This is a genomic window from Haloarcula sp. Atlit-120R, from assembly GCF_003665885.1.
Lineage (GTDB): Archaea > Halobacteriota > Halobacteria > Halobacteriales > Haloarculaceae > Haloarcula > Haloarcula taiwanensis.
On sequence record NZ_QPLN01000005.1, the window covers coordinates 38690 to 64458 of the forward strand.

At 62.0% G+C, this 25769-nt stretch carries 24 protein-coding genes; 12 read left to right on the forward strand and 12 right to left on the reverse strand.

What is annotated here, in order from left to right:
• The 4 genes from DVK01_RS16850 to DVK01_RS16865 are packed head-to-tail and all read right to left on the reverse strand — an operon-like array spanning position 1 to position 4808.
• Positions 1-447, reverse strand: coding sequence for a response regulator (locus DVK01_RS16850; protein ID WP_101349827.1), 447 nt, complete (start codon positions 445-447; stop codon positions 1-3).
• Positions 440-2371, reverse strand: coding sequence for an ATP-binding protein (locus tag DVK01_RS16855; protein ID WP_121537663.1), 1932 nt, complete (start codon positions 2369-2371; stop codon positions 440-442). Before DVK01_RS16855 ends, DVK01_RS16850 begins: the two co-directional genes overlap by 8 nt.
• A 60-nt stretch (positions 2372-2431) precedes the next feature.
• Positions 2432-3478 carry a diphthamide biosynthesis enzyme Dph2 gene (dph2, locus tag DVK01_RS16860; RefSeq protein ID WP_101349829.1) on the reverse strand — a complete coding sequence of 349 codons (1047 nt, stop codon included), beginning with the start codon at positions 3476-3478 and terminating at the stop codon, positions 2432-2434.
• A 55-nt stretch (positions 3479-3533) separates the two neighbouring features.
• Positions 3534-4808, reverse strand: coding sequence for a methyl-accepting chemotaxis protein (locus tag DVK01_RS16865; RefSeq protein WP_121537665.1), 1275 nt, complete (start codon positions 4806-4808; stop codon positions 3534-3536).
• 218 nt (positions 4809-5026) lie between these two features.
• Here DVK01_RS16865 and DVK01_RS16870 point away from each other — a divergent pair, with 218 nt between their 5' ends.
• Positions 5027-5425 carry a YlbF family regulator gene (locus DVK01_RS16870; protein ID WP_008309674.1) on the forward strand — a complete coding sequence of 133 codons (399 nt, stop codon included), beginning with the start codon at positions 5027-5029 and terminating at the stop codon, positions 5423-5425.
• Positions 5426-5536: 111 nt separating this feature from the next.
• Here the strand turns inward: DVK01_RS16870 and DVK01_RS16875 are convergent, their stop codons facing one another.
• Positions 5537-5986: a universal stress protein gene (locus DVK01_RS16875; protein ID WP_101349831.1), complete on the reverse strand. Its 450-nt coding sequence runs from the start codon at positions 5984-5986 to the stop codon at positions 5537-5539.
• A 180-nt stretch (positions 5987-6166) separates the two neighbouring features.
• Between DVK01_RS16875 and DVK01_RS16880 the strand changes: the two genes are divergently transcribed.
• The 3 genes from DVK01_RS16880 (at position 6167) to DVK01_RS16890 (ending at position 9211) form a co-directional block, all read left to right on the forward strand.
• The gene (locus DVK01_RS16880) at positions 6167-7000 is read left to right on the forward strand and encodes an MBL fold metallo-hydrolase (RefSeq protein ID WP_101349832.1); all 834 of its coding nucleotides are present in this window, start codon (positions 6167-6169) and stop codon (positions 6998-7000) included.
• Positions 7001-7171: 171 nt separating this feature from the next.
• Complete coding sequence (locus tag DVK01_RS16885) at positions 7172-8275, forward strand: hypothetical protein (protein ID WP_121537667.1); 1104 nt, start codon at positions 7172-7174, stop codon at positions 8273-8275.
• Positions 8276-8314: 39 nt separating this feature from the next.
• Positions 8315-9211 carry a hypothetical protein gene (locus DVK01_RS16890; RefSeq protein WP_101349834.1) on the forward strand — a complete coding sequence of 299 codons (897 nt, stop codon included), beginning with the start codon at positions 8315-8317 and terminating at the stop codon, positions 9209-9211.
• Positions 9212-9223: 12 nt separating this feature from the next.
• On the opposite strand, the gene DVK01_RS16895 is transcribed toward DVK01_RS16890, so the two are convergent.
• The 7 genes from DVK01_RS16895 to DVK01_RS16925 all read right to left on the reverse strand — a co-directional run bounded on the left by DVK01_RS16895 (position 9224) and on the right by DVK01_RS16925 (position 16814).
• Positions 9224-10168: an ABC transporter permease gene (locus DVK01_RS16895; protein WP_101349835.1), complete on the reverse strand. Its 945-nt coding sequence runs from the start codon at positions 10166-10168 to the stop codon at positions 9224-9226.
• Positions 10165-11160, reverse strand: a complete 996-nt coding sequence (locus tag DVK01_RS16900) for an ABC transporter ATP-binding protein (RefSeq protein ID WP_101349836.1) — start codon at positions 11158-11160, stop codon at positions 10165-10167. Before DVK01_RS16900 ends, DVK01_RS16895 begins: the two co-directional genes overlap by 4 nt.
• Positions 11147-12538: a nitrous oxide reductase family maturation protein NosD gene (gene nosD, locus DVK01_RS16905; protein WP_121537669.1), complete on the reverse strand. Its 1392-nt coding sequence runs from the start codon at positions 12536-12538 to the stop codon at positions 11147-11149. Before nosD ends, DVK01_RS16900 begins: the two co-directional genes overlap by 14 nt.
• On the reverse strand, positions 12535-13326 hold the full coding sequence (locus DVK01_RS16910) for a hypothetical protein (protein ID WP_101349838.1): 792 nt from the start codon (positions 13324-13326) through the stop codon (positions 12535-12537). The genes nosD and DVK01_RS16910 overlap by 4 nt, the downstream gene beginning before the upstream one ends.
• Before the next feature lie 29 nt (positions 13327-13355).
• Complete coding sequence (gene nosZ / locus DVK01_RS16915; protein WP_121512467.1) at positions 13356-15335, reverse strand: TAT-dependent nitrous-oxide reductase; 1980 nt, start codon at positions 15333-15335, stop codon at positions 13356-13358.
• Between the two features lies 1 nt (position 15336).
• Positions 15337-15849, reverse strand: a complete 513-nt coding sequence (locus DVK01_RS16920) for a plastocyanin/azurin family copper-binding protein (RefSeq protein ID WP_101349840.1) — start codon at positions 15847-15849, stop codon at positions 15337-15339.
• 239 nt (positions 15850-16088) lie between these two features.
• Entirely contained in the window at positions 16089-16814 is a 726-nt protein-coding gene (locus DVK01_RS16925; protein WP_121537671.1) for a hypothetical protein, read from the reverse strand.
• Between the two features lie 478 nt (positions 16815-17292).
• Here DVK01_RS16925 and DVK01_RS16930 point away from each other — a divergent pair, with 478 nt between their 5' ends.
• The 8 genes from DVK01_RS16930 to DVK01_RS16965 all read left to right on the forward strand — a co-directional run bounded on the left by DVK01_RS16930 (position 17293) and on the right by DVK01_RS16965 (position 25727).
• Positions 17293-18099, forward strand: a complete 807-nt coding sequence (locus DVK01_RS16930; RefSeq protein ID WP_101349842.1) for an IclR family transcriptional regulator — start codon at positions 17293-17295, stop codon at positions 18097-18099.
• A 710-nt stretch (positions 18100-18809) separates the two neighbouring features.
• Positions 18810-20093, forward strand: a complete 1284-nt coding sequence (gene gdhB, locus DVK01_RS16935; protein WP_121537673.1) for a glutamate dehydrogenase GdhB — start codon at positions 18810-18812, stop codon at positions 20091-20093.
• A gap of 6 nt (positions 20094-20099) precedes the next feature.
• Entirely contained in the window at positions 20100-21047 is a 948-nt protein-coding gene (rocF, locus tag DVK01_RS16940) for an arginase (protein WP_394337678.1), read from the forward strand.
• 92 nt (positions 21048-21139) lie between these two features.
• On the forward strand, positions 21140-22462 hold the full coding sequence (locus DVK01_RS16945) for an aspartate aminotransferase family protein (RefSeq protein ID WP_121537675.1): 1323 nt from the start codon (positions 21140-21142) through the stop codon (positions 22460-22462).
• A gap of 59 nt (positions 22463-22521) precedes the next feature.
• Complete coding sequence (locus tag DVK01_RS16950) at positions 22522-23310, forward strand: basic amino acid ABC transporter substrate-binding protein (RefSeq protein WP_101349845.1); 789 nt, start codon at positions 22522-22524, stop codon at positions 23308-23310.
• A 4-nt stretch (positions 23311-23314) separates the two neighbouring features.
• Positions 23315-23995: an amino acid ABC transporter permease gene (locus tag DVK01_RS16955; RefSeq protein WP_121537677.1), complete on the forward strand. Its 681-nt coding sequence runs from the start codon at positions 23315-23317 to the stop codon at positions 23993-23995.
• Positions 23992-24744 (forward strand): amino acid ABC transporter ATP-binding protein, encoded by a 753-nt coding sequence (locus DVK01_RS16960; protein WP_101349847.1) that lies wholly within the window; start codon positions 23992-23994, stop codon positions 24742-24744. Before DVK01_RS16955 ends, DVK01_RS16960 begins: the two co-directional genes overlap by 4 nt.
• On the forward strand, positions 24741-25727 hold the full coding sequence (locus DVK01_RS16965) for an amino acid ABC transporter permease (protein ID WP_121537679.1): 987 nt from the start codon (positions 24741-24743) through the stop codon (positions 25725-25727). Before DVK01_RS16960 ends, DVK01_RS16965 begins: the two co-directional genes overlap by 4 nt.
• The last annotated feature ends 42 nt before the right edge of the window (positions 25728-25769 follow it).

The following is a 25769-nucleotide window of genomic DNA, read 5'->3' on the forward strand; positions in this document are numbered from 1 at the left end:
TCATTTCGGTGGCCGCTTGACTACCGTGAGGAAGAACTCCTCGACGCTGCTCACGATGTCGACGAAGCCGTCGAAGTCGACTGGCTTCGTCAGATAGGCGTTCGCGTGGAGGTCGTACGATTCGATGATGTCTTCCTCCGCCTCAGAACTGGTCAACACGACGACCGGAATCCGCCGAAGCGACTCGTCGTCTTTCATCTCTTCGAGGACCTCTTGCCCTCCTTTACGTGGCATATTGAGGTCGAGTAACAACAGATCAGGCCGCGGTGCGTCGTCGTACTCGCCTTCCTGACGGAGGAACGCCAGTGCCTCGACACCGTTGTTGACGACGTGCAGGTTGTTCAGCACCTTGCCCTTCTCCAGCGCTTTCTCGGTCAGCTTGACATCGCCGGGATTGTCCTCCGCCAGTAGAATCTCCACCGGCCGTCCCTCGCTGGATTCAGTCATCGCCGCACACCTCCGTTACCGCGGGCAACGTAAACTTGAACGTCGCGCCGTCGTCCGACGGTTCGACCCAGATGCGTCCGTCGTGGCGCAGGACAATTCGCTGGCAGACGGCTAGCCCGATGCCGGTTCCTTCCGTGTCGTGGGCTCCGGCCCGGTGGAAGATGTCGAACACCTCCTCGCGGTCCGCCGCCGGAATCCCCGGCCCGTTGTCCGAGACGGTGAACACAACATCGTCGTCATCTCTGTCTGCGCTGACCTCGATACGTGGCTCCATGCCGGCTTCCACGGCGTACTCGATAGCGTTTTCCAGTAGATTCTGGAATACCTGCCCGACCTGGTTCGGATCGGCTTCGACGGGTGGCAGTGCCCCCACTGTGATGGTCGCGTCTACCTCTTCTATTCGCATCTGTAAGGCGTCCAGCGTCCGGTCGATCACCGCCTCCGGGTCCGTCTCCTCGAACTCGCCCGAGGTTGTCTCGACCCGCGAGTACCGGAGCAGGGCATTGACCATCTCCTGCATTCGGCGAGCCCCGTCGATGGCAAAGGCCATGTACTCGGCGGCCTCGTCATCAAGCTCGTCGCCGTATTCGCTGTCCAGCAGGTCCACGTAGCTTGATACCATCCGGAGGGGCTCCTGCAGGTCGTGTGAGGCGATGTAGGCGAACTGCTGGAGCGCCTCGTTCGACCGTTCGAGTTCCGTCTGCTTTGATTTGAGCCGCGTCTCCCGTTCGACCCGGTCAAGCGCTGCGGCCCCAGTACTCGCAAGAATATCGAGCAAGAACCGGTCGTGGCTGTCGAAGGATTCGACAGTCGGCGAGCCGATACACAGCATCCCGTAGTCCTCGAGCGGGAGAAACAGCACCGTCCGCAACGATGCCTGTGGCGATGACGGGTTCGATAGCGCCTGATAGTCCTCGACGACGGTCGGACTACCATCGTGGAACAGGCGGTTCTCGTCGCTTTCGGGACCCATCGGTGGGAGATCCGACGCTGCCTCCACCGCCGCGAAGTCGACCGCTTCGTCCGTCGCACCAATCGGATAGAGGGTGTCGTCGTCACTGTCGTAGGACCACATCGCTGCCAGTGGCTGGTCGATGATGCGCTGTGCGATCTGTGTCACCGTGTCCGCGACCGCCTGCTCCGTGCGGGTGTACAGCAGTTCATTCGTCGCTTCGCTGAGTGTTTCGATGCGCGCCTCACGCTGTTTGAGGTCAGTGATGTCGCGGGCGACGCTGACGACCTGCGTCAGTTCTCCGTCATCGCCGAACACTGGCCGATACCACGTCTCGAAGACGAGGCCATCCACTTTCTGTGTCACGCGGACCTCTTCGCCGTCCAGCGCTTGCTCGACAGCGGCGACGATGTCCGGATACTGGCCGTACGCCTCGAACACCGAGACGCCTTCGAGTTCGCCGGGTTCTAAACCGAGTTCGGCCAGTCCCTTCCCGGCCGAGTAGGTGAAGACGCCATCGGAGTCGAGAGTGAACACAACGACCGGAAGGTTCTCGATCAGTGTCTGGAGTTGCTGGCTCCGTTCAGTATGTTTGCGTTCCTGTCGCCGGATTTCGGTCACATCGTGAATGAACGCCACAACACGAGTTACGTCGTCGATAACGGCGCGCTCGAGCGACACTTCGACCCGCCGGCTCTCCCCATCCGGACCCTCTGTCGTCCACTCGACCTGTGTCGACCCCGACGTGGCTGCCTCCGCAATCAGGGCGTTTGCGTCCGCCGTCGAGAACCCCGGCGGGCTGAACTCGCCGACGTGCATCCCGACGACATCCGCCGGGGGACACCCGAGCAACGCGCCCGCTGCCTCGTTAGCCCTGACAACAGTCCCAGTGTCGGCGTCGTGGATCATAATCGGGTCCGGGTTCACCTCGAAAACGTCGCGGAAAAGAGTAGTGTCCTCCGTAGAAGCCATACAGAGATTCGGCTGGCGGAATATAAGACTGTATTCCCGCCGTTCTCAGGTCTGAGAACGCTACCAGGTGCCGTGGAAGGTGTCGAACTCCAGGGATTCTAGCGGCTTCTCGCCGATGGCAATCTCGTACTCTCCGGGGGTGAGCATCGGCTTCTTGAACTGCGGGCCGTCGTCGGTCGTGATGCGCGGACAGCCGGTGTTGACGTAGGCGTCCATCCCGAAGTTCGTCAGCCGGTCCGGTGTCACCTCATCCATGGTGATGAGGTATGCGTTCTCGTTGTTCTCGACGATTTCCTGGGCCTTGTCCCAGCGGCCCTGCCCGATTTTGGTACAGAAGATAACCCCCCAAGACTCGGCGTCCATCGCGCGGTGGACCGCGCCGTAGCGCTGCTTCATGAACTTCTCCGTGTCAGCGACGGTAACGACGTTGTTGACCGGGTCCGCGATGACGACGTGCTTCTCAGGGTGTTCCATCGCCAGCCCGAGCGGGTGGAACTTCCCGCCACCGACGTACAGCATCTGGTCGGCGTCCACGTCGGCGCTGGCGTAGTTACAGCCAAGCACCTGCCCCTCGTGGGTCAGCCGCTCGTCGCCGCGGCGCGTGTGGACCGTGTAGCCGCGCTCCTCTAGCCACTCGCGCATCTCCTCGAACTTGTTCATGTGCTGGGCCGTCGTCACCAGCCCCACGTCGGGGTCCTCTTCGGGGTCGGCGAGTTGCTCCTCACGGGCCTGCTCCATGATGGGGAAGACGTCGACGTTGGAGAACAGCGGCACGTAGATAATCTTGTCAGACTCCTTCATCGGTGAGTGACCGAAGTGGACGAACACGTCCGTCCGGCGCATCATGTACGTATCGAGGTCACAGGCCCCATAACAGGGCTGGCCCGAGAGCAACACCGTCACGTCGTCAGGCAGTTCCTCGCGGAGGTCGTCGGCCACGGCCGGGCCGCGGCGTTTCAGTCCCTCGGGGAACTGCAGGCCCACCTTCTCTGCGTCGCGCTCCTCGACAGCTTCGATGATTCGGTCGAGCTCGTAATCCCACTCGCGGTCGTGTTTGAGCGACAGTCCGGTGTTCCGGAGGTCGCCGTCAGTCCGCTCTTGACTCATTGAAACCCTGTACCCGTTCGAGCGTCATAACCCCCGTGTTTCGATGAGCGGGCAGTCACCTCATGATCTCGGCGAGTCGGCGCTCGACACGCTCGACGTTTTCCTCTAAGTCCCGGGCCATCTGATGTTGGGTTTCGTTTTCGTCAGCCAGCTCGTCGATGGACGCAGACACCTCGGCGGCACGCTGTGCGATTTCGTCGATCATGCTGGCGATTTCCTCGGCGCTCGCGGCCTGGTCGTCAGTCGCCGCCGCAACCTCGCCGATGCCCTGTTCGGTTTCCGACGCGGCGTCGAGAATGGCCTCCTGATTGTCCAGCACCGTCTCAAGATCAGTAAGCGCCTGCTGGATCGCGTCAGTCGTTTCCTCGACGTTTTCGGCAGTGTCGTCGGCCATTTCGCGGACCTCCCCCACGATACGCTCGACCTCGTCGGCGTGCTGCTTGGACTCGTCGGCCAGTTCCTTGATCTCGTCGGCGACGACCGCGAACCCGTCGCTGTCGCTGTTGCTCCGCGCAGCTTCGATGTTGGCGTTCAGTGCCAGCATGTTCGTCTGGTCCGCGATGTCGTTGATGACCTCGACAAACTCGTCGATTTCTTCGATGTGGCCCCGGAGCTCCGCCGAGTCCGACGCGACCTGTTCGGCGGACTCAGTCGCATCCTCGACGCGTTCGATGGTTTCCTCGGCTGTTTCGACGGATTCCTCGGCGAGTTCCCTGGCCTCACCGCTCTGGCTGCTCACTTCCTCGGCGCTGGAGGCGATTTCCTCGACGGTGGCGCTGAATCCGGAGACCTCGGACTGGACCTCGTCGAGATTGTCGGACTGCTCTCCGGCCATCTCCTTGATCTCGTCGGACTGCTCGGTAACGGCTGCGGCGGAGTCGCTGATTTCGCTGACCGCCGACTCGACGTCTGTCGCCATCTGTGACTGGAGGTTCTGGAGCGCTTCGCGCTGTTCAACGATATCGCTGAAATCGATCAGTAACTCCAGTGCTCCGATAGCCTCCCCGCCGGGACCCATGAGTGGGACAGCAACCGCCCGCGCGTGGGCCATCGTCCCGTCGGGCCGCTCGGCGGAGCGGAACTCGTCCTCGCGGACTGGCTCCCCTGTCCTGATGACCTCCTGAGCGAGCGTCTCGTCTTGACCTTCTGTGCCAAACACATCGTAGGCGTTCATCCCGACCGCCTCACTCGCCGGAAGGCCGAGAATGTTTGCCACTGCTTGATTCCAGTGTGTGATATCGCCGTCCGCATCAACCACGAACGCCGGCTCGGGTAAATCCGCGACAAGCGACTCGAACGCATGGAGCCAGAACTCTCCGCTGTTGTCCATTGACTCTGGTAGTAGACCGCTTTCAGGTGCAGTTTCCGCCATTGTGGGTGATATCTCGGAAACGGATATACCGTTTTCGACCGATTATGCGAGTTGATAACTGGATTGGGTCGCCTTTCCCGCGGGTGAAGCTACAGCCCGATCAGTATAGCGACGGTCCTGGCCGGAACAACCCGGTTTCGGCAGGCCTATACCGCCCGAGCCCATACACGACGATGATGAGCATCGAGACCGATACCGCCGCTGATATCGACGGTGACCACGTCGAAGCGCTCGCTACAGAGTTCGGCGAGGCAATCGCCGAGCTGCCGGTGTACCAGCGATTCAAGGAGACGAAAGACGCCGTCGAGAACCACGACGAGGCGCAGGCGGCTATCAAGGAGTTCGAGCAGATCCGAGAGGAATTCATGCTCGCCCGTCAGACCGGGAACGCTTCGCAGGAAGACCTCCGGAAAGTCCAGCAAAAGCAGGAGGAACTCCACGACATCCCGGTAATGAGCGACTATCTGGAGGCCCAGAACGAACTCGAACTGCGCCTGCAGGAACTCAACGAGATTGTCTCTGAGGAACTGGCCGTTGACTTCGGGCAGAAAGCCGGCGGTTGCTGCGAGGACTGAACACCGGGATTTTTGCGGTCGCGGTTCTGCTGACCCTGAGGCAGCTGGTCAGAAGCGGCGATACCGCCGCCAGCTATCGCCAGTCAGCGGTCCACTCGACCGACTGGGCGGTTACTCCTCGACTTCAGTTTTCACTACGACCGCCGGTCGTTCGCTCAGCCTGAGCACTTTGTCTGTGATGCTGCCGAGAAGGCTCCGGTACTCCGCCGGCCGCCGCTTCGTCCCGAGTACGAGCAGATCGACGTCCGCTTCGTCGGCGGTTTCGATGATGGACTCGGCTGGCCGTCCGTGTTTCAGGGTCGTCGTTGCGTCGACGCCGGCCGACTCCGCGTCGGCCTGTATCCGGGCCAGCGTCTCCTGACCCGTCTCTTCGAGGCCGTGTTCCGGTCCTTCCGACTCGTCGACGTACTCGTCGCCGCTGTAGGCCGTGTACACGTCTTCGTCGACGACATACAGCACGTGGAGGTCCGCATCGTGTTCCGCTGCGAGGGCAATTGCGTGGGATTCGGCATTGGTTGACGCTGCTGTCCCATCCGATGCGAGGAGGATGTGATCGTACATACAGGTCACATTTCTCTCAGGTGGGAAATAAACTGAGGGCTCCGTTCTCAGACAGCGGGAGACACTACGACCATCGTGGAACTGGGTCCGGATGTCAGGCCGAACCATCCGTACAGCATCCAGCGGCCCCGGCACAGCGTCTTCGAAACACCTTAGCGACCGGGCGTGGCATCTCCCGGCATGACAGTCGAATCTGATTGGGACGACTGGCTCCCGCGTGCGGTGGAGTCGGCGACGCCTGACGGGCTGGCGATCTGGTATCTTGGCTGCAACGGCTTCATCGTGAAATCGAGCGGCGGGACGACCGTCTTCATTGACCCGTACCTCGGTACGGGCGACCCGCCGCGAACCGTCCGGATGGTTCCAGTGCCGTTCAACCCTGAGGACATCACTGAGTGTGACGCCGTTCTGGGCACCCACGAACACACCGACCACGTTCACGGGCCGTCTCAGGCCCCGATTCTCGCCGGGACGGGCGCGGACTACTACACCACTGACAGCGGTCACGACGTCATCCGCGAGGAGGCGTGGCTGGAGAACTACAGCGTTACTGACGATCAACTCCACGAGGTCACGGAGGGCGACACGCTCGATATCGGTGACGTGACCGTCCACGTCGAACCGGCCAACGACCCCGACGCCGAGCATCCGGTGTCGTACGTGTTCGAACATGACTCCGGGACGTTCTTCCACGGCGGCGACGCCCGTCCCGGCGAATTCGAAGCTATCGGCGAGCGCTACGACATCGATGTCGGCGTCCTCGCGTTCGGAACGGTCGGGATGATCGACGACAAGGAAACCGGCGAACCCACGCGAACACAGTGGTATAACGATGAGAACATGATCATCGAAGCCGCGAACGAACTCCAGCTTGACACCCTTGTCCCGACCCACTGGGATATGTGGAAGGGGATGACCACGGAGCCGACCGTCTTGCACAACCACGCCAACAGCTTCGCATATCCATCGGCGCTTTCAATAGTTGAAATCGGCGACCGGTACGATCTCGACTGAGAGCGGCCTGCCAGTGGCACACGGACGGCCTGCCCTGACTTCCAGGATCACGCCCTGTTCATGTTCCTGAACGTATGTATATAGATTATATTAACTGATAGGTTGTAGAAAAAAGGCGTAAATGTTGGTCAGGTACGTACCTTTAATACTATTGCTGAGACCATACAGACCATGAGCAATTCGCAAGCCTACGATGAAGTCACTGTCGCCGCAGATGGCGTGACAGTGACCAAGCGGTTCGAGGCGGACGAGTTTCCCGTGCCCGCCATAGCATTTAATCTCACGTCGCGACGGTCCGTTCCGGTGACAGTCAGGCTGGTCGACACCGTGCCGGCGGATGTCGCCGTCGAAGACCTGGGCTTTCACCCCGAGTACGGCAGTGAGTACTGGGACATCAACGAAGACCGGATCGCCTTCGAAAAGGAACTCGAACCGGAAGCCGACTACACGACCGTCTACGGTATTCGTGCGACGGGAACTGACGACGTCGAGAAGTTCCTGACAGAACCCGACATCGAGCGTGTGAATCCGCCTCTAGACGAGGACGAGGAAGACCTCGTCGGTGGCGGCGACGAGGCTGTTCGGGACGTCATCGCCGGTGACGCCGACAGCGTTCCCGGCCTCGAAGACGATGACGACGAAGACATCGAGACCCTCGACCTCTCGGACCCGAACAACCCGGATTCAGGCGTCGAAGCCCCCGAAGCGAGCAACGCTGCACCGGCAGACTCCGAGGTCCAATCCGGCGCTGTTGTCGCGACGATGGCACAGGAAATCCGGGATCAGAACGTCTCCCCGGAAGACGTGAAGCTACTCAAGCGTGCGCTTGACGCCGTCTCCGAAGATGAAGACGACGGTAACACCGGCGGCGTCAACGACGCCCGGATCCAGCGCATCCAGAGCGACGTCGCGGACCTCCGTGCGTACACCGACGCGCTCGAAGAGTTCCTCGAAGAGAACGGTACCGGCGAGGACATGATCCAGGAGTTCGGCGAGCGTCTCGACTCCTTCGAAGCGGCTCTTGAGGATTTCCAGGACGAAGTCCAGTCGGCGACGAAGACAGCCACGTCTGCCTCCGATCAGGTCGACGACCTCTCCGAGGAAGTCGAGAGTGTCGAAGGGCAGCTCGACGACCTCGAAGACGACATCGAAACCGTCCGCGCGGAAATCGACGACGGTGACCTCGCCGACCGGATCGACGAAACCGAATCGGAAATAGAGGAACTCAAACAGTGGCGCGAACAGCTGTCGTCGGTTATCGGCGGCGGCGATTAACCGAACTCGTTTTACCGGTCCCCCGTCTGTGCCTGCATAATGACGACGACGAGAGTGGCTGTGCCGCGCAAAGGCCGGCCCCTCGAAGCAGTGCTGGAGCGACTCGCCGGGCGCACAGGGACGACCGAGCTGGTCGACGATATCATCTCGACGCTTCGCTACGAGAAGGCTGTCACCAAGGGCAACCAAGACGCGGTCGCCGACGTGTACCATCGCATCAGCGACTACTCCTCGCTTGATGAGCCATACAGGCCGGAGTACACGCTGCTCCGTGACGACCGCGACGGGATGCCTCGACGGATCGTCTTCGACAGCGTCACAATTCCGACAGCGTACGGTGATGTCCAACTGGTCGGCCGCGAGGAGCCGTTCCGGGCGCTCCGGACTCATGAATTCGCGCTCGGATTCGACAGCGCCGACCTCGTACTCGAAGAAGTCGTCCAGCTTCGGGACGACCCGCTGACCGCCATCCACGAAATCAACGACCGTATCGACCCGCTTGATACGGACGTACGGGTCGTAACCGGGCTGGGCGATACAGTGTACCACACGCTGCTTGCGACGCCGGATGTCATCGATGCACAGGACGGTCCTCTCGACCGGGCCTTCGTCACCAACTACGAGGGCGACCTGTGTATCTCACCGCGGTACGAACGGCTCGTCGAAGCCGTCCTCGGGACGAGCGCACTCGATGGTGTCTCCTTTACGTATCCCACCGAAGGCGGCGAGGAAGAAGAAGACATTGCGGCGACTGGTATCGGTGTCTACCTTACTGTCACGGGGTCGACTGCACGCGATCACGGCCTCGAACTCGGCGAGCGGCTGTTCCCCAGTGAGACCGTGCTGCTGGAGAACGCCCACGAGCGTACCGAGACGACGGAACAGGTCGCCAGTCTGTTCGAAGACCCCGAAGAGACGGCGCTGCAATCGGTCTGAGACGCCGTCGTCTCAGAGACGCCGCCGCTCGATGAGTTTTGCCGCGACGCCGACGGGCACGACGACCCACGCTAGGAGCCCCGCGGCGACCATCGGCGTAGTCAGCCCGGCCTGTGCAAGCACGCTGCCGAAGCCGCCGGCGACCACGTCCACCTGCGAGAGCGCGAGCACGCGGAAGCAGTCCACCGGGTTGAGCAGTATCGCCGCGGCGATAGCGCCGGACCCGAGGTCGAACCCAGCGACGGCCCCCAGCGCGACCAGGTCGTGCAACAGCGCGACCCACAGCCAGATGGCCAGCGCGGCACCGAGTGCGTGTGTTTTCGTCCGTGCGACCGTCGAGACCAGTACCGCGACGCCGAGCATCGCGCAGGCGGTCAGGACCGCGGCGAGGGCGACGGCCGCGTACTGGCCGACGCTGGCGAGACCGAGATAGCGAACGGTCAACAGTGCGCCGGGAACGAAGCCGAGCAACATCGCGCCGGACAGCACCGCCGCCCGGCCGATGGCAGTGCCGACGACGACACGGCCTTTCGTCACCGGGAGCGCGAGCAGGAGTTCGAGCGAGCCGCGCTCGTCGGCCCCGACGATGGCGTCGTAACCGACCGCCAGCGCGGCCAGGGGGACGAGGTAGACGCCGAGTTCCGCGATGGTCGCAATGACCGCGTCGAAGCGACCCGGGCCGACTGAACTCGCCCCGAACTGGACGACGGCGGTGGTAAAGAGGCCGAACAGTAGCGCCACGCCGAGCGCCCATCGGCTCCGGACGGCCAGCCGGTACTCACGGCGCGCGATGGTGAACAGGCTGCTGTCGGCAAGTCGGGCGAACGCCGATTCGTCGGCAGCGTCTGTGGTCGTGCTTCCCTCGGTACCGCCATCGTGCAGCCGGGTACCCGGAGCGTCGGCCGCGACGACGCCGCCGTCGGGTGTCGGATCTGTCGAGGAGTCGTCTCCCATCATGCCGGCTCGCCTCCCGAGTCCTCGGCGGCCGCAGCCGCAGTGCTGTCGGAACCGGTGCGCTCGTCGCCGTCGGCCGCCCCGACGACCTCGTGGAATGCGGCTTCGAGACCCGGTTCGCGGACCTCGAAACGGTCGATATCGTACTTGTCGCCGACGGCCGTCAGGAGGTCGTAGGCGTCGGTGGGGGCGGTGGTGACAGTCAGGTCGACGCCGCCGCGGCTGACACTCGACGCACCCTCGTAGTCTCGAAGCATGCCTGCCACGTCGCTCGCAGCCGCCTCAGACGTGAGCGACAGCGACACTGTCACCTCGTCGGCGGCGGCGCGGCGAAGCTCTTCGACCGGCCCCGCAGTCGCTACCTGTCCGTCCGCGATGATGACCGCCTCCGAGCAGAGCCGCTGAATCTCCCCGAGCGCGTGCGAGGAGAAGACGATAGTCACGTCGGTCTCCGCCGCCAGCGACTCCACAACCTCGTGGAACGCCCGGATACCGTCGGGGTCGAGTCCCGCGGTCGGTTCGTCGAGGATCAGCACGGCCGGCTCGCCGACGAGCGCAGTGCCGAGGCCGAGCCGTCGGTTCATCCCGTTGGAGTAGCCGCCGACGCGGCGGTCCGCGGCGTCTGCGAGTCCCACGGTGTGCAGGATGCGCTCGACGTGGTGGCTCCGGTCTTCCCGTGGTACCGAGCGCATCCGGGCGTGGAAGCGGAGTATCTCGCGTCCGGTCAGGCTCGGCGGGAAGCCGGCGTGTTCCGGCAGGTAGCGCACCCGCTCGCGGACGGTGGTACCGCCGGTCGGGTCCGCGCCGGCGACGGAGACGCTGCCATCGTCAGGCCGGTTCAGCCCGACGAGTAGCTTGAACAGCGTCGTCTTGCCGGCACCGTTCGTGCCGAACACGCCGAGGGTCGTCCCCTGTTCGACCGAGAGATTCAGTCCGTCGAGCGCCTGCACGTCGCCGTAGGCTTTCGATACGTCGTCGACTTCAATCACGTTCATAGTATTTCCTCCAGTCCTCGTGGGGCGGTTCGGTGAGCGGACGGGCGTCGACCACGCCGGGCGACTGGACGACCGGCACGGACGACTCGGCCAGCCGAACGGCATCAAAGGCCGGACTGCTTGCGAACACTCGCGCGGCGGGCTTCTCGGCGGTGACCTGCTGGACGGTCCCGGCTGGCTGGTAGCGCGTGTCGCCGACGCCGTCGTCGTCGATGTCGGTCGGGTTCGCCTGGGACCAGTAGTTCCCGACGCTCTCGTTCCAGTGGACCTGGTCGCTCATGACCGCAAGGACCGGCCTGTCGTTGCGGATAAAACTGTTCTCGGTCACGGTGCCGTCGGTACTCCCTGCGGCGATATGGACGCCGATATCGTTACCGACGACGAGGTTATCGACGATGCGGTTGCTGACGGAGTTGTAGACAAACAGCCCGTTCTCGTTGTTGACGAGGTGGTTGCCGCGGATGTCCGTGTCGTCGATGCTCTTGACGAGGATCCCGTGGCCGGACTGCCCGCTGTTGTTCACCGCCACGTTGTCCTTGATGACGAGGTGTTTCGACACCATCAGCGCGTACCCGACGTCGTTGTCGAAGGCGGTGTTGTTCCGCAGGTTCGAGTCGTCCGAGTACATGTAGTGGACCCCGTACCGGAGGTCCCACATCGTGTTCTCGCTGGCGTTGACGTCTTTCGCCCAGTTGAAGTAGAGTCCGTCCCGGACGGTGGTGATGTCGTTGTTCCGGATGACGCTGTCCTCGGTCTTCCATATCTGGATACCGTTGCCACGCTTGGTCAACTGCCGTATCTCCTCGCGGCCGACGATGGTGTTGCTCCGTATCTCGGTGTCGTCGACGCCGTTGAGCCAGATACCGAAGGTCATGTCGGTCACGCGGCTGTCGCGGACGGAGACCTCGCTTGCGTTGACGAATATCGCGGCGTCGTTGTCGGCGGTACTGTAGCCGCTGTTTCGGACCCAGAGGCCCGTCACGGAGACGCCCCGTGCTTCGACGGCGAGCACATCGCCGTCGCCGTCGCCGTGTAGCAGCGCCGATCCGGGACCGCTCCCGGCCAGCGTGACGTTCGGCGTTGTCACGACGAGCGTCTCGTCAAAGCGACCGTCGAGCGTGACGGTATCGCCGGGGCTCGCGGCATCGACCGCCGCCTGCGCGCTGTCGTAGGTCTCGCCGTCGACCATCGCGGTCCCCTCGGCCGATGGGGCGGTGAACGAGTCGGTGTCAGGCACGTCGGGGTCGAAGTTGAGGCTGTCGCGGGCGCTGTCGGCTTCGCCGGCGCTGGCCATCCCGACAGCGACGACCGACAGCACGAGCAGGGCTGCGGTCCCGATGGCGAACACACGCTCGGAATCGTGGGACAGTGGGATCATGAGTGTGTTTCCGGGTGGTTTGGTTCAGCCGCAGTGGTCGTCGGGCGGTGCGGGGCGTCTCCCTCGTCGTCGGTGTCGCCGTCACGGTCCCGAACGGCGTCGGGAAGCCCGGTGAGCCCGCTACGGAATCGGGCCGGGAGTTCGCTGAACGTCGCGGCCTGATCGCGGTAGTAGTACGAAACCGCAAGCAGTCCAACAGCTGTGGCGGCCATGTATGCGCCGAGGCCGAACCGGGAGACGCTGGTGATATTGGCGACCTGGTACTGCCCCCACAGTGGCGGCGTGAAGCCGTCGACGCCCATCACCGGCGCTCCGGGGTCGAGCGTGTGACCAGCCTGCCAGAGGCGGTACTGGATATCGGCCAGCATCACGGTGAACACCAACACGGTGCCGCCGAACTGGTATTTCAGGCCGCGTTTGAGTTTCTCGGTAGTCGGTGCGACAGCGACGAACACCGACAGCAGCGACACGCCAATGAACGCCACCGGACCCAGCGCCCACTCGGGCACGTCGATGGCGTTCTCCTCAACGGGGAAGTTGGGCTCGACTAACACCGGGTCGGGGAAGTAGAACCCGACGTAGTGGTTCAGTCGCGCCATCTCGGTGAAATCCCCGGCCAGGTGCGGGTAGGCGTACAGAGAGACGCGGAGCGTCGTGCTCGGGTACTGCACCGCATCAACGCTGATGCGCCACATCGGGAACGCGAGCGCCGCGACGAACAGCAGCGCCGCTACCACGGGGAGGCCCCGCCTGATCTCGCGGAAGTCGTCAAGGGTGGGTCGTTGCATGGCTGGACACCTCCGAGGTGAATCGTGACTTACCCCTCCGCCGGTTCGACGATCATCCGGCTGCGCATCTCTAAGTGCAGGGCGCTACAGAAGTACGTGCAGTAGATCCAGTACACGCCAGGGTCGTCAGCCGTGAACGTGACCTCGCGGGTGTCCTGTGGGGCCACGGCGTAGTTGATGTCGTGTTCGGGGATGGCGACGCCGTGGATGATGTCCTGCACGCCCTCGATGTTGGTCGTGGACAGTTTCACCTCGTCGCCCTCCTGGACCGTGAAGTCCGGCAGGCCGAACTCCGAGCGCTTGGTCGTCATCTTGACGTGGACGCTGTTCTCGCCCGTGCGCTCGACGCCGGAGTCCTCCTCGGTGATGTAGGTCTCTTCGTAGTCGGCCTTGTCGTAGACCTTCTTCGCGTCTATCTTGTCCTTGTGGGCGAAGACGCAGTCGTGTGGCTCGGGGTAGGCCGGGTGGTCCGCGACCAGTTCCATCTCCGCCTCGCCCTGCCCGATGTGGATGAGCTGGTCGTTGTCGGGCATAATCGGGCCGACCGGAAGGAACCGGTCTTTCGAGAGCTTGTTGAGACTGACGAGCCACTCGCCGTCGGGATCGGTCGTCATCGCCTCCAGCGCCTGGATGTGGCCCGGGTTGTAGTGGACATCCTGTTTCTCGATGATGGGGTCTTCTGACCCCTCCTCGGCCTCGACGGCGGCCTGAATATCCCACTTGACGGCCTGCGAGTCGATGAACAGCGACGTGTAGGCGTGGCCGTTGCCGTCGAAAGTAGTGTGCAGCGGGCCGAGTCCGACGCGCGGTCGCCCGGCGACGACGTCCTCCGGGTCGGAGGAATCGGCCAGTGCCTCCAAGTCGATCATCGTCACCGTCGGCGAGAGCTTCCCCGCGACGAAGGCGTAGTCGCCGTTGGGTCCGACCTCGACGCAGTGGGGGCTTTTCGGCGTCGGGATGTACTTCACGATTGGGCGGTCGCCCTGATTGAGCGAACTGCTCTGGGTTCCGTCGACGACCGGGATGCCGTTTACCTCCTCGTAGTTGCCGTTCTCGACGGCCTGCTCGATGGCCGGGATGTCGAAGGCCTTGACGTTGTCCCGGTCGTCCTTCGTCATGCCCTGAATGTCGGTGGCCTCCTCGCTGTTGTACGCCGAGGAGATGGCCCACCGACCCTCTTTGCCGGTGTCGACGATGTCGAGGTTGCCGTCGACCTTGACCTGCCACTGGGTCTCCATCGACTCGGGGTCGACGGCGACGAACAGCGACGTGTAGTTGTCCGGGTTCTTGGCGTCGGTCCCGTCGTTGGGCAGCGGCGCGCGGAACTCGCCGTTGCCGAGCACGTACTTCGTGTCCGGCGAGAGGACACAGCAGCCGTGGATGGCCTGCATGTTCGGCACGTCCGTGATGGCGTCCGTCTCGAAGTACGTGAGGTTCACGCGGGCGATGCGACCGTTCGCCTTGTCGTTGACGTACAGGTACTCGCCGTCGTAGTCCCCGTCTGTCTCCGAGAGGTTCGGGTGGTGGTTGTCACCCCAGGAGTAGCCGCCGCTCTCTTCGAGCAGTTCCTTGGTATCATCGGTGAAACCATAGCCCGACGCACAGTCGGTGTTAAACACCGGAATGCGGGTGAGTTCGCGCATCGACGGGATGCCGATGACCCGCAGTTCGCCGGAGTGGCCGCCGGACCAGAAGCCGTAGTATTCGTCGTGTTCGCCCGGTTCGACCGTGTGGCTCGCGCCGCTGCCAGAGGGCGTCGACTGGCTGCCGGCGCTGCCGCCGCCGCCAGTCAGCGCCGAACAGCCGGCGACGGAGCCCATCGCGCCAGCGGCCACGCCGGCCTTCATGAAGTCCCGGCGGCCGAGTGAGAGGCCGGGTAGTCCCAGTGAGATGTCGTCGTCCGCAGTCGTTTCATCCGGGGACTCGACATCAGCCAGTACCGAGTCGAGCGTTTCTTCGTATTCTTCGAGGACTTCGTTCGGGTCGCGGGGAGTCTCGTTTTCACTCATATCAGACCACCTTGATTGTGCCGACCATCCCGTTCATCTCGTGGGGGATGCAGTAGTACTCGTACGTTCCGGTCGTCTCCAGCGTGACCTCGTAGCTCTCGCCTTTCGGGATATTTCCTTTCTGCCCGTTGCTGTAGCCGTCCTTCGCGGCCTGCAGGGAGTCGAACCCACCGGAGGCGAAGTAATCCGCGCCATCGGGAATCTTGTCCTCATAGGCCGTCACCGTGTGGCCGATGCTACCGACGTTCTCGAACGTGACTGTCGTCCCTGCCTCGACCTTGATTTTCTTTGGCTCGTATGCCAGTCCGTCCGTCATTTCGACAGTACTTGTCTCGGCCCACTCGGAGCCGCTCCCGCCGTCGCCGGACTCGGTCTCACCGCCGTCTGCGCCGTCACCGCCGCTACCCGAGTCGCCGTCACTGCCACTGTCGGACCCGCCGCCCGATGAACAGCCAGCTAGTGTGACTCCAGCCGCGAGAGCCAGACCGCGAACGAATGTTCTACGTGTTTCCATGGTAGCTCACGGCTGCAACTCGAAGACCTACCTGTATATATAGGGACCCGCACTCTCATTTCGCAGGAAGTGGGGCGAATATGTTCGTCGGTAAATAGTGAATGGTGACTACTCGCGAACATCGCCGCAGAGTACAACAACTGTGCAATCGTCTCCGTACTCTCCGGGGTGGGTGGTGGGTGCCGGCGTCGGATGCACCGCGCTTCGGTGACACGGTCTGCTGTAGGCACCGCCTTCGTTCAACTGTCCACAGACTCTTGTAGCCGTGCGAGACTGGTCAACACCGGATACGTCCAGAGTTGGTCTTCGTACATATACGTGCAGAACTCGTGTGTTTCGAACCGGTGAACGCTAGAGTGGAGTTGATCCTGCCGATCCTGTAAAATCGCAGCAATGTCGCTCTGGAACGTTTCACGATACCACTCGGGCACGACCGTACTGTCGAGTGTCTCAATAATCTCCTGCAGACTGCCGTGGTACTCCTGTATCGATTCTTGTTCGATTTTGACAGCGCGGTCCAGCGACGTCCGTTCGTCGATTGCTTGCTCAGCCGCAGCTACGAGTGACCGTTTGAGCGGCGGGGAAAATCCGACGTTCGTCTCAGGGTGAAATAGTGCTGCGTAGTCCTGTCCAAACTCGATCGCGACGTTTTCGACCAGCGATTCATCGTACACTGACTCGTAGTGGTCGACAGCTAGCACCGTGTCGGTGTAAGCGTCTCGTAGCGCTTTGACGGGGTCGGGTTCGGGTTGTCGGCTTCGCGGACCGACGGGGGAGGAGGGCTGTTCAACGGGGTCGAGGGCGCGGAGGCGCTGCAGGAATTCTTCGAGACCAGCCTGCTCGGCGGCAAGTTCAGTATGCTCCTCGTCAAGCACAGTGAGAGCCGTCTCTACCGGCTCGAGGATGTGGTCTCGCCATGTGTGCAGGAACCACTGCGCGCCGTCCTGCGCAGGCGTCGTTGCCATGCTAGTGTATCGTCTGGTAACAACAATAAGTGTTTTAGTTACCGGACAACACCGCTCTGTTCCGGACGGCTATTTATATAGTCCTGGCGTCGTTGCCGGGGCCATCGTGCGGTTTCGATATATTGGTATTTTCAATCCTCATAGAATACCAGGCGCCTCGGTGAACTGGCATGAGTTATCTAGTTTTCCGGCAGGTATATCTGAGTACGTCCATATACGACCAAATATGCACCAGTAAATCCGTAACACGGATTTTTGAAATAGTAATGCTGTATTCGTTAGTGGTATTGAATTATATCTATATAAACTCGGCATAATAAGATAGAAAAATCTCATTTAGATCCATATTCCCAGGGATACACATTTCGATACATTCCGGTCCTGTCGTCCAGTCAGTTGGTAGCGGCTGAGCGATTGCTCTGGCCGCACATCGCTCACATCCGGGTTTTTAAATAATGACGGCAACTCTACTCGGGTAATGACCGACGACGCCGACACACAAAACACGGGCCGACGGATACAGTCCGTGGAGAACGCCTGTGAGATTATTGAAGCTGTTCAGGAGTCACATAGCGCGACGTTGCAGGAGTTGAGCGAGCGAATCGAACTCTCCCAGGGAACGCTTCACACGTATCTTGCGACGCTGACCGACTGCGGCTTTCTCTCGAAGGACGACGACACGTACCAGCTTGGCTTTCGGTTCGTCACGATGGGTGAACACGTCCGAAACGAGACGGAACTCTATACCGCCGGCCAAGAGGAAGTGGACAAGCTGGCGGACAAATCCGGCGAGTACGTCCATCTGGTCGTTGAGAACGACGGGCGCGAAGTCGCCATCTACGAGCGGCGAGGGGAGCATGCCGTCGGGATGGACTATCACCTCCAGCTGCGGGAAGCACCACAGCATCTCCACGACAGCGCGTCTGGGAAGGCGATCCTCTCGTGTCTCCCAGACGAGCGTGTCAAGAGAATTATCGACCGAGAAGGGCTCTCACGACAGACACAGCACACGATTACGGACCGAGAGACGCTCTGCGACGAGCTAGAGACCATCCGGGAGCGGGGATACGCGACGAACGACGAGGAAGAAATCCGCGGTCTCCGGGCAGTCGGTGCGCCGATACTGGACAACGATGGGACCGTCGTCGGCGCGGTCAGTGTGACTGCACCGACCAGCCGTCTGAAAGGAGCCCGCTTCGACACTGAGATCCCCGAGATGGTGATGGAAGCTGCGAACCTCATCGAAGTCAATCTCGAAATGACGTCGTTCGACCGCGGCACATAATCGCGGTGTCTGACACCTGTCGCTCTGTGTCGGCGACGACCGCTACCCAACAACGGCGTTCAGTCTCCGGGATTTGGATACCTCAAATCTCTGCTGTCCGACTGTGACTGCGGAACGGAGCGATTCTCCCGGTGACTGAACCACAATAACAGTCGTACCACCGTTAGGAAGACCCTTGGATGGGCGTCTCCAGCCCGACAGCAGGCCTACAGGCTGTCTCCGGCGTCTCACAGGGGAATCTAGGTGGTATGCTCATGGACGGGAGTCTGCCACCGCCGTGCTCTGTTTATTTTTGATTTGGTCAAAAAGTCTATCCACCCTCTCTTCGGTACGTAGATTAGATCACAGCACACACGCGTCGATATCTTCGCGGTCATGTCCACTTTTATCGGCTCAGTGTCGCTTTTTCTATTGAATATACCAAGTTCGATTTTGCGAAATCTTCCGCATAGACAGCGAGAGTTTGGCCCATAATCCCGCAAGCACTTCTCACGAGAGTCTTCGATTGGTTTTGCTATTTTCAAATAGTTTGCTCCGGAGACACTCCCAAATATTTATTAACAATACCGGTATTGATGCCGATACACTGTCTCACTCCAGCCATTGGATGCTGACAGTCAGGACGGAACCGGCAGCTGAACAACGCAGCGTACTCGCCCCGTTGGTCCCGAATCGAGTGGGCGTACGCACCGCCGAACCCACAAACACTCATGAGCACACAGACGGAGCCACCAGAGCAAGCGCCAGATGAGGACGAATCGCCAATCGCGACTGCCCGCCGCCAACTGGAGCGGGCGGCCGAACACCTCGACCTTTCCGAGGGGCTGCTTGAGCAGCTCCGCCATCCATCGAAAACCGTCGAGGTATCTGTCCCGATCCGCCGAGCCGACGGGAGTGTCGAGGTGTTTAACGGGTATCGCGTCCAGCATTTCGAGGTTAGAGGCCCGTACAAGGGCGGTATGCGATACCACCCGAGCGTCTCCGCAGAGGAGTGTACGGCGCTGGCGATGTTGATGACGTGGAAGTGTGCGGTGATGGACCTTCCCTTCGGCGGTGCGAAGGGCGGAATCGTCGTCGACCCGTCGACGCTCACTGCACAGGAAACCGAGCAACTGACCCGCCGGTTCGCTGAGGAACTACGCGAAGTCGTCGGGCCGACGAAAGACATCCCCGCACCTGACATGGGGACCGACGAGCAGACCGTCGCCTGGTTCATGGACGCGTATTCGATGCAAGAAGGCGAGACAGTCCCCGGCATTGTGACCGGCAAACCAACAGCGGTCGGCGGCACACACGGCCGTGAAGAGGCACCCGGCCGAAGCGTCGCCATCGTCGCCCGCGAAGCGCTCGACTACTATGACGGAAATGTCGACGGTGCCACCGTCGCTGTACAGGGCTTCGGTGCTGTCGGCGCGAACGCCGCACGTCTGCTCGATTCCTGGGGCGCATCCGTCGTCGCTGTCAGCGACGTCGACGGCGGTATCTACGATGAATCCGGCCTCGATGTCGAATCAACCCCCGCTGACGGCGACGAACACGGCCAGCTGGGGGACGTTGACGCACCGCGTCAGCTATCCAACGCCGAGTTGCTGGAACTCGATGTCGATGTCTTGATTCCCGCGGCGGTCGGAAACGTATTGACCAAACAAAACGCTGCGGACGTGCAGGCAAGCATTATCGTCGAAGGTGCGAACGGGCCGACAACGACAGCAGCCGACGCTGTGTTCAAAGAGCGCGACATCCCAGTTATCCCAGACATCCTCGCCAACGCCGGTGGCGTCACTGCGAGCTACTTCGAATGGCTCCAGCACATTAACCGGCGGAGCTGGTCCCGCGAGGAGGTCAACGAAGAACTCGAAGCCGAAATGCTCGATGCATGGGAGGCGCTCCAGACCGAAGTCGAGGACCGCGATGTCACGTGGCGAACGGCGGCCTACATCGTTGCGCTCTCGCGAATCGGTGACGCTATGAACGCCCGCGGGCTATGGCCGTAGCAACGGATGTCGCTTCAGTCTACCCACTCGCGAGACCACAGTCGTTCCGTGTCACCTGTCGCGGTGCTCGGTGTCCCCTTCGCGCTCGGCGCTGACCGGCGTGGCGTCGACATGGGACCGTCGGCGATTCGCTACGGCGGCCTCAGTACCGCGCTCGATACGGCCGGCATCGAATACACTGACGCCGGGGATCTAGCACTGCCGACGCTACAGTCGCAGTCAGCGACTCCCGACGACAGTGCGAAGTACCTCGATGCGATCGCCGAAATGACCGACACCCTTGCCGACCGGGTGGCGACCGAGATAGCCGACGGGAGCGTGCCGCTGGTGTTAGGTGGCGACCACTCTATCGCCATGGGCACTATGCGCGGTGCAGCCCAGACGTCTGAACTCGGCGTCATCTGGTTCGACGCGCACGGCGATTACAACACCCCGACTACGTCGCCCAGCGGCAACGTCCACGGCATGCCGCTCGCGGCCGCCCACGGCTACGGCGACTTCGCAGAGATGCCGTGGGCCACCGCCCCGAGCGTCGCCGAGGAGAACACCGTCATCGTCGGCGCGCGGAGCCTCGACGCTGACGAACGAGCGGTCCTCCGTGAGAGTGATATCTCCGTCTTTACGATGGCAGATATCGATAAACGGGGTATCGGGCCAGTCACCGACGAGGCACTCGACATCGCGACTGACGGCGTCGACGACATCCACGTCAGCCTCGACCTCGACTGGCTTGACCCGGAGGACGCACCGGGAGTCGGGACACCGGTACCCGGTGGCGTCACCTACCGGGAGGCGCATACGGCGATGGAACGGGTCGCCGACCGCGACGCCGCCGAGTCGGTGCTGCGCTCGCTCGATGTCGTCGAAGTCAATCCCATCCTCGACCAGCGCAACACGACGGGCGAACGAGCGGCCGAACTCGCCGCCAGCGCGTTCGGCAAGCGGATTCTGTAGCTCTTTTCGAACCGCGGCAGGTACCCGGTCGTGTGGCCGCACGCTGGCCCGGAACACAGTGATTTATTACCAATGATTGCTACTGTGATAACATGGACCGCAATACTGCAGAGCCGCGTGTCGATAGCCTTCCTGGCCCACAGAGCAGCGAGTGGGTCGAGTACCACCACGAGACCGCCGCGCCGAGCACGTACGTGTACGATTTCGTCTGGGACATCACCGAAGACGCAATCGGTCCGTTCTGCACAGACGCGGACGGCAACGTCCTGCTCGATTTCACCTGCCACGTCGCCGCGTCGCCGCTCGGCTACAATAACCCGAAAGTGCTCGACCGGGCCGACGAGTTTGACATGGTCGACCCGCTGAAAATCGCCGGTCAGGACTTCTACGTCAGTACCGGTGGGTCGCCCGACGAAACGTCGCTGCCGGGCCCTGCCCACCTGATGGATCGGCTGACCGATATTACCAGCCACTACGACTTCGACACCGTCTTCCTCTCGAACTCCGGCGCTGAGGCCGTCGAAAACGCAATGAAGATCTGTTACGATAACTGCGAGACGCCGAAGTACGGCATTACCTTCGACGGCGCGTTCCACGGACGGACCCTCGGAGCGCTTTCACTGAACCGTTCGAAGTCCGTCTACCGCCAGAAATTCCCCGAACTCAGCGGGATTCACGACGTGGAGTACTCAGAGGCCGGCGTCGAGCGCCTCCGTTCGAAACTCGACGCAGATACCGGCCATATCCCGCCCGAAGAAGTCGCGTTCCTCATTCTGGAGCCGATACAGGGCGAAGGCGGCTACCGCGTCCCGAGCCCCGAGTTCCTCTCGGCCGTCGACGACCTCTGCCGGGAACACGACATTCCGATCATCGCCGACGAAATCCAGTCGGGAGCCGGCCGCACTGGCGAGATGTGGGCCGTCGACCACTACGACATCGAACCGGATGTCATCACGAGCGCCAAAGCGCTCCGGGTCGGCGCGACCATCTCCCGGTCGGACATCTTCCCGTCCGAAACGTCGCGGCTCTCCTCAACGTGGGGGGCTGGCGACATCCTCGGCTCGATGCGTGGCGCGCTGACCCTCGCCGCTATCGAGGACCACGACCTGCTGGACAACGCCGCCGAGAAAGGGACGTACTTCATGGACCGACTCCGCGATATCTCGGCAGACCGTCCGCTGGTCGAAGACGTTCGCGGCCTCGGCCTTATGACCGCGGTGGAGTTCGATACGGCTGACCGACGCGATGCCGTGATGGAAACAGCGCTCCAGCACGGTCTCCTCACGCTCGGCTGTGGCCAGAAATCCCTCCGACTGCTCCCGCCGCTTGATGTCACCGAGCGCGAGCTGGAACTCTGTGTCGACATCCTCGATTCGGTCTTTACCGAGGTTGCAGACGCTGTCGCGTCGGCCTGACTCTCGCTACTTCTGCGGTAACCGAAATGTTAAAATATGATTGATTCGACTGTGGCACTATGCCACGAGAGGCACGCGTAGACAGACGGAGGTATCTGCAGGCAATCGGTGGCACTGTCGCGACCCTGTCAGTCGCCGGCTGTCAATCGGGCAGCGGTGACTCACAGACGCTCACTGCGGGAACGGCGCCGGGCTTTCCGCCGTTTGAGATGAAACAGGACGGCGAACTCGTCGGCTTCGACGTCGAGCTACTGGAAGCCGTTGTCGCGGCGACGGAGTACGAGCTGAGCGGCTGGGAGGAACTGGAGTTCAAATCACTTATTCCCGCGTTGAACAACGGCAACGTCGACGTCGTCGCGGCTGGCATGACGATAAACGATGACCGCGACGAGGCAATCGACTTCTCTGACCCATACTACAGCTCGAATCAGGCCATCATCGTCCGGGAGAGCGGGTCGTTCTCGCCGTCGTCGCTGGCTGACCTCTCCGGGGCGACGGTCGGGGCACAGAAAGGGACGACCGGTGAATCCGTGATCAAAGACCAGCTCATCGAAGCCGGGACGATTCAGGCGTCTCAGTACAACGCGTACGGCAACTACGTGCTCGCCGTCGAGGACCTGCTGAACGAAAACGTCGATGTCATCATCATCGACGTCCCCGTGGCGAACTCGTTCGTGGCAGATCGCCCCATCAAGTCTGCGTTCGTCCACGAGACTGGCGAGCAGTTCGGCTTCGGGATTCAGTCCGGTGACGACGAACTCGCGGGCGCGCTCAACAGCGGGCTGACCACAGTTGAGGACGACGGGACGTACCGGGACCTGACCGAGAAGTGGTTCGGACAGAAGTGAGGCCATGGCAGCAATCCTACTCCAGACCGCTGACTGGCTGTTCGTCATCGACAATCTGGGCCTGTTGCTCGGCGGGACAGCTGTCACCATCGCGCTCACTGTCGCCAGTATTCTCCTTGGATTCGCCATCGGATTCCCGGCCGGTGCGATAGAGGTGTACGGCTCGGAAAGGGCCAGTCGGCTGGTCGAACAGGTCGGGGTTGTCCTTCGCGGCACCCCGCTGTTGGTCATCATTATGATCCTGTACTTCGGCCTGTCCGTTTCCAGCAGCGCATTTGTCACGGCGACTATCGCGCTCGGACTCCGGAGTGCCGCTTACCAGTCACAGACTTTCCGCGGTGCGCTCCAGAGCGTCGACGACGGGCAACTGGAAGCGGCCCGCGCCGTCGCTATGTCCCGGTTCGAAGCGATCCGGTACGTCGTCGTCCCGCAGGCGCTCCGCCGGAGTGTGCCGGGATTCCAGAACGAGTTCACTATCGTCCTCAAGGACACGAGCATCGCCATCGTCATCGGCATCGGCGAACTGCTGACGACGGGTCAGAACCTCTACGAAGGCGGACAGTCGACCGCGGCGCTGGAGATATTCCTCGCCGTCAGCCTCGTTTATTTCGTGCTGACGTTCGCGACGAACCGGTCGCTCGATAGACTCAGTGACTACTACGCAGTACCGGAGGGAACGACATGACACAGCCATTACTCTCAATCGACGACCTGCACAAGTCCTACGGGAGCGAAGAAGTACTGGAAGGCGTTGGCCTCGATATGGATCAGGGAGACGTGACGGTTCTCATCGGCCCGAGCGGCTCAGGGAAGTCAACGCTGCTCCGGTGTGTGAACCGCCTGACCGAGATCAACAGTGGTCAAATTGTTCTCGATGGGCGGGACGTGACCGGGGCCGACACCGATGTCAACGAACTGCGAAAGCAAGTCGGCATGGTGTTTCAGGATTTCAACCTCTTTGCGCACCTGACGGCGCTCGAAAACGTCACGCTCGGCCCGAAAAAAGTGCTCGGCATGGACGCTGCTGACGCCGAGGCGGCCGGACGGGACCACCTCGAACAGGTCGGATTACTGGAACAGGCGGACTCGTACCCCGCTGAACTCTCCGGCGGACAGAAACAGCGCGTCGGCATCGCACGCGCACTCGCAATGGACCCAGAGCTGCTGCTGTTCGACGAGCCGACCAGCGCACTCGACCCCGAACTCGTCGGCGAAGTCGTCGAGGTAATGCGTGACCTCGCCGCCGAGGGCATCACCATGCTCGTCGTCAGCCACGAGATGGACTTCGCCCGGTCGGCCGCATCTGACATCGTGTTCCTCGACGACGGTGAAATCGTCGAACACGGCCCGCCGGAGCAACTGTTCCGGAACCCCACAGCGGACCGAACCGAACAGTTCCTGAGCAGATTGCACGCACACGAGGCGACGCCATGAGCACGGCCGAATCGACGACATCACCGAACCCGGGACTCCGTGACCGCGTCGGCACAGTGTTCACTATCCGCCCACTTACCGTGGGTCTAGCGCTGTTCTGGGTCTGGGTTCTCGCTCGCTGGACCACCGATTTCGTCCTCGCAGGGCTACTCGGGCTCGACCGCGGCACACCGTTCATCCCGGCAGCTCCGTTTCTGACAACAGCGGACACTATCAGCTCGCTCGCCGCGTCACTCGGTGCGGCCGGAGCGCCACTCGCGTGGGTCGCTGACACGCTCCGGTTCGCCGCCGACGCGACGGCGTACCTGCCGGCGCTGGCCCAGGGCATCTGGACGACGGTTCTACTCACGGTCTTCAGCGTCTGTCTCGGATTCACGCTGGCGCTTCCGCTTAGCGTCGTTCGCGTGTACGGTGGACGGTGGGCTCGCTGGCTCGCGCTGTCGTACACTGAACTCATCCGCGGGACGCCGCTGCTCGCCCAGTTGTTCGTGCTTTACTTCGCGACCTCACTCACGCAGGTTCTCAGAGGTGTCCCGGGGGTTGGTGTCGGCTTCGTTCCGGCGCAGGCGTTCTGGGTGGCCGTGATCAGTTTCACGCTGAACAGCGCTGCCTACCAGTCCGAATACCTGCGTGCGTCGCTGGAATCAGTCGACGGCGGTCAGTTGACTGCCGCACGCGCCATCGGACTCTCAAAGCTCGAGGGAATACGGTACGTCGTTGTTCCCCAGGGCCTTCGGCTCGCGCTGCCCAGTTGGACGAACGAACTCGTGTATCTCATTAAGTACTCCTCACTGGCGAGTTTCATCACTGTACAGGAGCTGTACGGCAGAACAAGTACTATCGCGAACGAAACGTACCAGTATACGGAACTCTTCGTGCTGGTGGCGATACTGTACTTGGCCCTTGTCGTGTCGGCATCGGCATTGATGGACCGCGTCGAATCGCACACTGCAACCGCCGGTGTCGGACACACGAGACAATGATTACCCTCTTGGGGCCTCCGATCAACTATTATAACACATCCT